This window comes from Leisingera sp. (genome assembly GCF_034669605.1).
GTDB lineage: Bacteria > Pseudomonadota > Alphaproteobacteria > Rhodobacterales > Rhodobacteraceae > Leisingera.
Genome location: NZ_JAXMOX010000232.1, coordinates 1 through 6725 on the forward strand (window position 1 = coordinate 1; position 6725 = coordinate 6725).

At 65.0% G+C, this 6725-nt stretch carries 10 protein-coding genes and 1 pseudogene; all 11 read left to right on the forward strand.

Features of this window, described 5'->3' with window-relative positions:
• On the forward strand, positions 1 to 531 hold a 531-nt coding region (locus VOI29_RS21210), incomplete at its 5' end, for an HK97 family phage prohead protease (RefSeq protein WP_323783437.1).
• Between the two features lie 67 nt (positions 532 to 598).
• Complete coding sequence (locus VOI29_RS21215; protein ID WP_323783439.1) at positions 599 to 1882, forward strand: phage major capsid protein; 1284 nt, start codon at positions 599 to 601, stop codon at positions 1880 to 1882.
• A 65-nt stretch (positions 1883 to 1947) separates the two neighbouring features.
• On the forward strand, positions 1948 to 2196 hold the full coding sequence (locus tag VOI29_RS21220) for a hypothetical protein (protein ID WP_323783441.1): 249 nt from the start codon (positions 1948 to 1950) through the stop codon (positions 2194 to 2196).
• Positions 2197 to 2252: 56 nt separating this feature from the next.
• Positions 2253 to 2837 (forward strand): head-tail connector protein, encoded by a 585-nt coding sequence (locus VOI29_RS21225; protein ID WP_323783443.1) that lies wholly within the window; start codon positions 2253 to 2255, stop codon positions 2835 to 2837.
• A complete protein-coding gene (locus VOI29_RS21230; protein WP_323783445.1) occupies positions 2837 to 3175 on the forward strand; it encodes a phage head closure protein in 339 nt (112 codons plus the stop codon). Before VOI29_RS21225 ends, VOI29_RS21230 begins: the two co-directional genes overlap by 1 nt.
• A 1-nt stretch (position 3176) precedes the next feature.
• The gene (locus VOI29_RS21235) at positions 3177 to 3662 is read left to right on the forward strand and encodes an HK97-gp10 family putative phage morphogenesis protein (RefSeq protein WP_323783447.1); all 486 of its coding nucleotides are present in this window, start codon (positions 3177 to 3179) and stop codon (positions 3660 to 3662) included.
• Positions 3659 to 4021 carry a hypothetical protein gene (locus VOI29_RS21240; RefSeq protein WP_323783449.1) on the forward strand — a complete coding sequence of 121 codons (363 nt, stop codon included), beginning with the start codon at positions 3659 to 3661 and terminating at the stop codon, positions 4019 to 4021. Before VOI29_RS21235 ends, VOI29_RS21240 begins: the two co-directional genes overlap by 4 nt.
• A 49-nt stretch (positions 4022 to 4070) precedes the next feature.
• Positions 4071 to 4517 (forward strand): hypothetical protein, encoded by a 447-nt coding sequence (locus VOI29_RS21245; RefSeq protein WP_323783451.1) that lies wholly within the window; start codon positions 4071 to 4073, stop codon positions 4515 to 4517.
• On the forward strand, positions 4514 to 4879 hold the full coding sequence (locus VOI29_RS21250; RefSeq protein ID WP_323783453.1) for a hypothetical protein: 366 nt from the start codon (positions 4514 to 4516) through the stop codon (positions 4877 to 4879). The genes VOI29_RS21245 and VOI29_RS21250 overlap by 4 nt, the downstream gene beginning before the upstream one ends.
• Positions 4880 to 4899: 20 nt before the next feature.
• Positions 4900 to 5196 carry a hypothetical protein gene (locus tag VOI29_RS21255; RefSeq protein WP_323783455.1) on the forward strand — a complete coding sequence of 99 codons (297 nt, stop codon included), beginning with the start codon at positions 4900 to 4902 and terminating at the stop codon, positions 5194 to 5196.
• Positions 5197 to 6725 (forward strand): annotated as a pseudogene (locus VOI29_RS21260) (hypothetical protein); the annotation flags it as partial.

Genomic DNA, 6725 nt, shown 5'->3' on the forward strand with positions numbered 1-6725 from the left:
GGGGGCGATCTGATTAATGTGACGGGCTATGCGGCCGTCTTTGGCGTGCGGACTGACATCGGTCCTCTGGACCGCTGGGGCTGGGCCGAGGTGATCGAGCGCGGCGCCTTTGGTGATGCGCTGACCCGTGGCGATGACGTGACGTTCCTGGTCGACCACGGCGGCCTGCCGCTGGCGCGCACCTCGTCCGGCACGCTGACGCTGGCAGAGGATCAGCGCGGCCTGCGGGTGGATACCGCGCTGGACCCGTCCGATCCGGACGTGCAGCGGATCCTGCCGAAGATGAAGCGGGGGGACATGTCCAAGATGAGCTTTGCCTTCATCGCCGACAAGGAAGCCTGGGATGAAACCGGCGACCACGCCCTGCGCACGATCCAGTCTGTGCAGCTGTTCGACGTCTCGATCGTCACGGACCCCGCCTATGACGGCACCGAAATCGGGCTGCGCTCAAAAGCTGCAGCTCTTGGCGGGGACAGTGATTTTTACCGCCGCCGGATGCAGATGCGATCGCGTCTGTCCGGCCTGGCCTGACCGGCCTCCGCCCAGCAAATTCGCGCCTTGGGCAAGCGCAGTTTCCAGATAACCGAAAGGGTTAGACATGTCGAAGATCAAGGAGCTGCGCGACAAGGCGCAGAAACTGCTGACCGAGGCCACCGGCATCCGGGACGGCATCACTGAGAAGACGCCGAAGGACGAGGCGCGGGCGGCGAACGAAAAATTCGACGCGATGATGGACCAGTATGACGGGCTGGTGAAAGAGGCCGACCGCGAGGAGCGGGCCTGGAAGGCCAAGCAGGAAGAAGAACAGCGCCGGGAAGAACGGGAGCGTGAGGAGCGCGAAGAGCGCCGCCCGGGCCAGGAGGAGCGCAGCCATGCGCCCGGCGAGAACGTCAGCGACGAATACCGCGAGGCGTTCCGGCAGTATCTGGCGTCCGGTGCCGACCTGTCCGAGCTGAGCAAGGAAGCGCGCGATGCGCTGCGCTCTGGCTTCCGGGAAATCCGAACCCAGACCACCGGCACCGGCGCCAACGGCGGCATCCTGGTGCCGACCACCCTGGCCAGCTCAATCAACATCGCAGCCGCGGCGCATGGCCCGATGATGGACAAGAACATCGCCACCGAAATCAACCTTTCCAACGGCGCGCCCTTCGACCTGCCGAAGGTCGATGACACCGCCGAGGAGGCGAACCTGCACACCGAGGGCGACGAAGGGGTGGATGACAACTCCGGCGATATCGTGCTCGCGAAAACCTCGCTGCTGGCCTATGCGCTGGTAACGCCCTGGATCAAATGGTCCTTCGAGCTGGCGCAGGACTCCTCCTTTGGGTTTGAAGCCCTGCTGGCCAAGCTGATCGGCGAGCGCATCGGCCGCAAGGGCAATGCCTGGCTGACGGTCGGTTCCGGCACCAACGAGCCTCTGGGCTTTGTGACCGGCGCCCCGGTGGGCCACACTGCAGCGGCGGCTGCAGCACTGACCTTTGATGAGATCATGGATCTGGAGCATTCGGTGGACCCGGCCTATCGCGGCGGCCCGAAGGTGCGGTTCCAGATGCATGACCAGACCGTTAAGGCGCTGCGCAAGCTGAAGGACACCAATGGCCGCTACATCTGGTCTGACGGCGACGTGACCAAGGGTGTGCCGGCCACTCTGAACAGCAAGCCGGTGTCCTTCAACCAGGCCATGGCGCAGATCGGTGCCAGCGCCAAGCCGATCGCCTTCGGGGATTTCTCGGAATACTACGTCCGCAAGGTGGGCAACCCGCTGATCGGCGTGGCGCGCGAGAAGTTCTTCCCCAACCTCGGCATCATGGGGGTGCACCGGGTCGACGGCGCACCCGCCCAGACCAAGGCAATCAAGACCCTGCAGATGGCTGCGGCCTGAACCGGCTTCCGCACGGCGGTCCCTTCGGGGGCCGCCCTCCTGTTTCTCCTTCCCGAGGGTTTCCCATGAAAATCAAGATCACCACCAATTGCGCCGGTCCGTTCGGCAGTTTCACCGTAGGCCAGACCCCCACCGTCGCCGATGAACTGGGCCGCGACCTGATCCGCGCGCAATACGCGGAGCTGGTTGACCCGGAGGCGCAGCCGCCTGCACCTCGTTCCGAGGCCACCGAGGCCACCGAGGCCACCGAGGCCACCGAGGCCGCCGAGGCCACCGAGGCCGCGGCAAAGGGCGCGGGTAAGCCGAAAGCCTGAACTGGACCGCAGCCGCCCCGCCAGCAGGCGGGGCAGGCCTCCGGAGGATTTGACCCATGGCCCTGACCCTTATCAGCCCGCCCGCGGTTGCGCCGGTGGACCTCGCCAAGCTGCAGGCGCATTTGCGCGTCGAGCCGGGCGATGACGACGACTTCCTGCAGCATTGTCTGGACACGGCGGTTGCGCAGTTCGACGGCGCCGATGGCGAATTGGGCCGGGCGCTGATCAGCCAGACCTGGTGCGAAACCTTCGCGGCGGTGCCGACCATAGGTCAGGCGGTCGAGCTGTTTCTGCCGCCGGTGTCGAGCGTGGCCCGGGTTGAAGTGTTCACTGCCGCGGGGGAGTGGGAGAGCGTGCCGGCCGCCGCTATCGAGCTGTTCGAAGATGAAGGCAGGTTCCGCGTTGCGGCCGCAAAAGCCTGGCCGGGGCCAGGCCAGCATCGCGCGCCGCTGCGCATCGAATATGTCTCCGGGTATGGCGCCGCCGCGGATGCGGTGCCCAAGCCGGTTTGCCATGCCGTGCTCTTGTTCGCGGCGCATCTCTACAAGGCGCGGGAACCCGTGGTGTTCGAAGGCGCGCCCGTCGAGGTGCCGCTGTCGATCGGCAGGCTGATCTCGAACTTCAAGACCTGGTGGCGCTGATGCGGATCGCACAGCGCGACCGGCGCATCGTTATTCTGCAGGCTGCTTTTGCGGAAAACGAGGCGGGCGAGCAGGAGGCAACAGGCTGGGCTGAATATGCAAACCCTTGGGCGTCCTATCAGCCGGTGAGCGACGGCGAGCGGCTGCGGGCTGCTGCCGTCGAGCAGAAGACGGATGGCCGGTTTCAGGTGCTCTGGACCGCGAAGCTTGCGGCGGTCACCGGCGCATTCCGTCTGCGGTTTCAGGGCGATGACTGGCGGATCACCGGGGTGAAGGAAATCGGATACCGCAACCGGCTGGAAATAACGGCCTGGCGGCTGGTGAAGGGGGCGGGCTGACATGGCCATGAAGTTTAAGATGGAAGGCGCAGGCGACATCGAGCGCGCGCTTGCAGACCTTGCGCGCGGCACCGCCAAGGGCGCGGTGCGGCGGGCGATGAAGAAGACCTTGAAGCCGGTTGCTGAGGCTGCCGAAGGCCTGTCCGGAGGGAAGTTCAAGGTTGCGGTCACCAGCAAGCTGACTGCGCGCCAGCAGCGGGACGCACGCATGGACCGGGGCCGCAGCAAGCTGGCCTTGTACGTGGGGCCGGTCATGCCGGACGGTGACGATGCCCCGCATGCGCACCTGTATGAATTCGGCACCGCGCCGCGCTTTCACAAGGAAACCGGCAAATCGGTTGGCGCCATGCCCGCCCGGCCCTTCATGCGACCTGCCTGGGACGCAAACCAGGCGGCAATGCTGGAAACCCTGAAACGTGAGATCTGGGCGGAGATTGAAAAGACGGTCGAACGCGCCCGCCGGAAGGCGGAAAGGGCCGCGAAATGAGCATGGAAGGCGAACTGAAGGATCTTCTGAAGACGCTTGGGCACCCGGTGGTCTGGGGCGTGTTCGGGGATGACGTGGGCTTGCCGCGCATCAGCCTGCAGCGCATCAGCAATGTGACGGGATATTCGCTGAAGAACCGGGCGGACGTCGAGACGGCGCGCATCCAGGTGAATGTCGCCGCCGCGAAATACGGCCAGCTGATCAGCCTGGCGCCGCTGGTATCGCGAACCCTGACAAGTTTCCGCGGCAGGACTGTGATCCGCTGCAAAGAGATATCGCGCCGGGACGGTTTTTCCGTAACCGGCGGCGATGTGGTCCGGCTGCAAATGCTGGACTTTCAGGTGCGTTACCGCGCCTGACCCCTGCCGGGTGACCGGCTTTCTCGCAACATGATGAAAGGATGATGTAATGGCTGAAAATGTCATTGCGGGTGATCTGTGCACCGTGAACTGGTCTGCAGACGGCGTTGCCTGGACGGAAATTCCCGGCTGTAAAACGGTCGGCATTCCGGAAGAAACACAGGAATACCGCGACCGCACGTCGCTGGACAGCCCGGGCCGCAACCGGGAATGGGGCACGGGCCTGACCGATACCGGCGAGCTGACCCTGAACTGCTTCTATTCGACCGCGCTTTACGAGCAGGCGCTGGCCTACAAGGCGGCAGGCAAGCCGGTCTATTTCCAGGTGGTGCTGCCGCCGGAAGACGGTGTGCAGTCGACCGGGGATGAATTCGACTATCAGGCCTTCCTGAACCCGTCGATTCCGTCGGTGGACCAGGACGGCGATCTGATGACCGACCTGAAATTGCGTCCGACCGGCCTGGTCAACTGGACCAAGGGGGATCCTGTCGTATGATCAGCACCCATTCCGTAAAGGCGGGCAGGAAGACCCATAAACTGAAAGCCTCCATGCGTGCCCAGGTGCGCCTGGAGGAGGAAACCGGCCAGCCGATCGGCGAAATCCTGAACCAGCTTTTGAGCGGCTCGGGCGGCGTGAAGCTGGTGTCGCAGGCCTGGGCGGCGTTCCTTGATGATGGCGCCGGGGTCGAACTGGACGACGCGCTGGACCTTCTGGATGCGCTTGGCGGCGCAAATTCCGCCGGAGAGCATTTGGCCAAAACCCTGCAGAATGCCTTTCCGTTTCTGCGGGACGAAGAGCCGGAGGGCAATGAGCCGGGCGAGGGTGACGCGGGAAACGCGGAGAGCCCGGCCGCGTAGACTGGTGCCAGCTGTTTTCGGTGTGGTGCGAGCTGGGCCTGCATCACGCCGAATTCTGGCTGGTCAGCCTGCGCGAATATGACCTGATCACCCGGGCCCGGATCAGGGCCAAGGACGCCGAGTTTTCGGCCTTCCGGGTGCTCAATCAGGAGCTGGGCATCCTGATGCAATACGCCTTCCATGATCCGAAAAAGATGCCGGATTTCACCAAGGCGCGCGGCGGCAAGACGAAAGCCGGCCGCGACAAGAAACGCGAGCTGGCGCAATTGCGCGCCGGTTTGATGAGCATGCATTTCCAAAGCAAAAAGGGGCGGTAAATGTCCGCAGTCATTGGCGCGCTTCGCGGCATCCTGTCTCTGGATTCCGCTGCATTCGAGAGTGGCGCGAAGCGGTCCAAGGCCGCCATGGGCGATCTTGAGCGCCGCATGGTGCGCCTGGGGGCAGGATTTGAGAAGGCCGGGCGCAGAATGGCGCTCGGTCTTACCTTGCCAATGGCGGGCGCCGCCACGGTTGCGGTCAAATCCAGCCTCAAGGTGATCGACGCCCAGGCCAAGATGGCGCAGTCACTGGGCACAACCGTCAAATCTATGCAGGTGCTGGAGCGGGCGGCGGATCTGTCGGGCGTATCGATCGGGGAAGTGCAGCAGGCAACCCTGCAGCTCACCAAGCGGCTGAGCCAGGCGGCCAGCGGCACCGGTGCCGCCGCCAAGGCGCTGAACCGTCTGCACCTGAATGCGCAGGAGCTGCAGCGGCTTCCGCTCGACCAGCGGCTTGCGAAAATCCAGGCGGCGCTGGCCGGCTATGTGCCGGAAGCGGAGCGCGCCGCCGTTGCCTCGGATCTGTTTGGCAGCCGGGCCGGGTTGATCTTCACCCGGATTGACGGCTCGGCCCTGCGCATGGCGGCGGAGGATGTGGCGCGTTTCGGTCTGGCGGTGTCCGAAGTCGATGCGGATCAGATCGAGGTGACGAATGATGCCATTTCCCGGCTGGGGCTGGTCGGGCGCGGTGTCGCCAACCAGCTTGCCGTGGGCCTTGCCCCGTCGCTGGAATACCTCAGCAACAAGGCGGCGGACGCGGCGGAGTGGTTCAACGGGCTGAATGACCGCGCCAAACAGTTCATTTCGGTTGGCGCAGCCCTGACCGCGGCTGTCGGCCCGGCGGCGATCGGGCTGGGTCTGCTGCTGAAAATGGCCGTGCCTCTGGGGGCGGCTTTGCTGGGAACGGTTTCCGCCGTTGCCCTGGCGCCGGTCAAATTCATCGCGGCTGCCAAGGCGGCTGTTGCTTTGGAAGTGGCGCTTGGCGCCACCAGCACCAGGGCGGCGCTGGCCAGCCTTGCTGTCAAGGGGCTGACGCGCGGCCTGAAGCTGCTGCGCATCGCGGCGATGGCCACGGGCATCGGGGCGCTGGTTGCCGTTGCCGGGGGGATTGCGGCTGGGTTTGTCCAGTCCCGGCAGGCAGCGGAAGACTATGCGGACGCCGTGCAAATGGTGGCGGATGCGCATGATACGCTGACTGCGGCAACGGATGCGTTCTACAAAAACATGACGGCAAAGAACGCCGAGGCGATGCGCCAGGCGGCGGAAGCGGCGCGCGATGCCACCCGCGAAGCACTGGAGGCCGCAAAGGCGGAGCTTGAAGCGGCATCGTTCTCGACGAATTTCTTTGGCGCCAGCCTTTGGGAAACCGAGCGGATGGCGCAGGCCCGCGCGGAGATTGACCGCCTGGGGGCAGCGGTGGCAGAGGCAGAAGCCCGTCTTGATGCGGCAACTGTTGCGGCCGGGCGTGTTGCGGGCGAACTCGGTACAGCATCGGAAAACAGCACTGCCCTCGCAGGCGGACTGGATGC

Bases quoted from the DNA above. Each gene is read 5' to 3' on its own strand.
- VOI29_RS21215 (WP_323783439.1), top strand. From the start codon at position 599: ATGTCGAAGATCAAGGAGCTGCGCGACAAGGCGCAGAAACTGCTGACC.
- VOI29_RS21220 (WP_323783441.1), top strand. From the start codon at position 1,948: ATGAAAATCAAGATCACCACCAATTGCGCCGGTCCGTTCGGCAGTTTC.
- VOI29_RS21225 (WP_323783443.1), top strand. From the start codon at position 2,253: ATGGCCCTGACCCTTATCAGCCCGCCCGCGGTTGCGCCGGTGGACCTC.
- VOI29_RS21230 (WP_323783445.1), top strand. From the start codon at position 2,837: ATGCGGATCGCACAGCGCGACCGGCGCATCGTTATTCTGCAGGCTGCT.
- VOI29_RS21235 (WP_323783447.1), top strand. From the start codon at position 3,177: ATGGCCATGAAGTTTAAGATGGAAGGCGCAGGCGACATCGAGCGCGCG.
- VOI29_RS21240 (WP_323783449.1), top strand. From the start codon at position 3,659: ATGAGCATGGAAGGCGAACTGAAGGATCTTCTGAAGACGCTTGGGCAC.
- VOI29_RS21245 (WP_323783451.1), top strand. From the start codon at position 4,071: ATGGCTGAAAATGTCATTGCGGGTGATCTGTGCACCGTGAACTGGTCT.
- VOI29_RS21250 (WP_323783453.1), top strand. From the start codon at position 4,514: ATGATCAGCACCCATTCCGTAAAGGCGGGCAGGAAGACCCATAAACTG.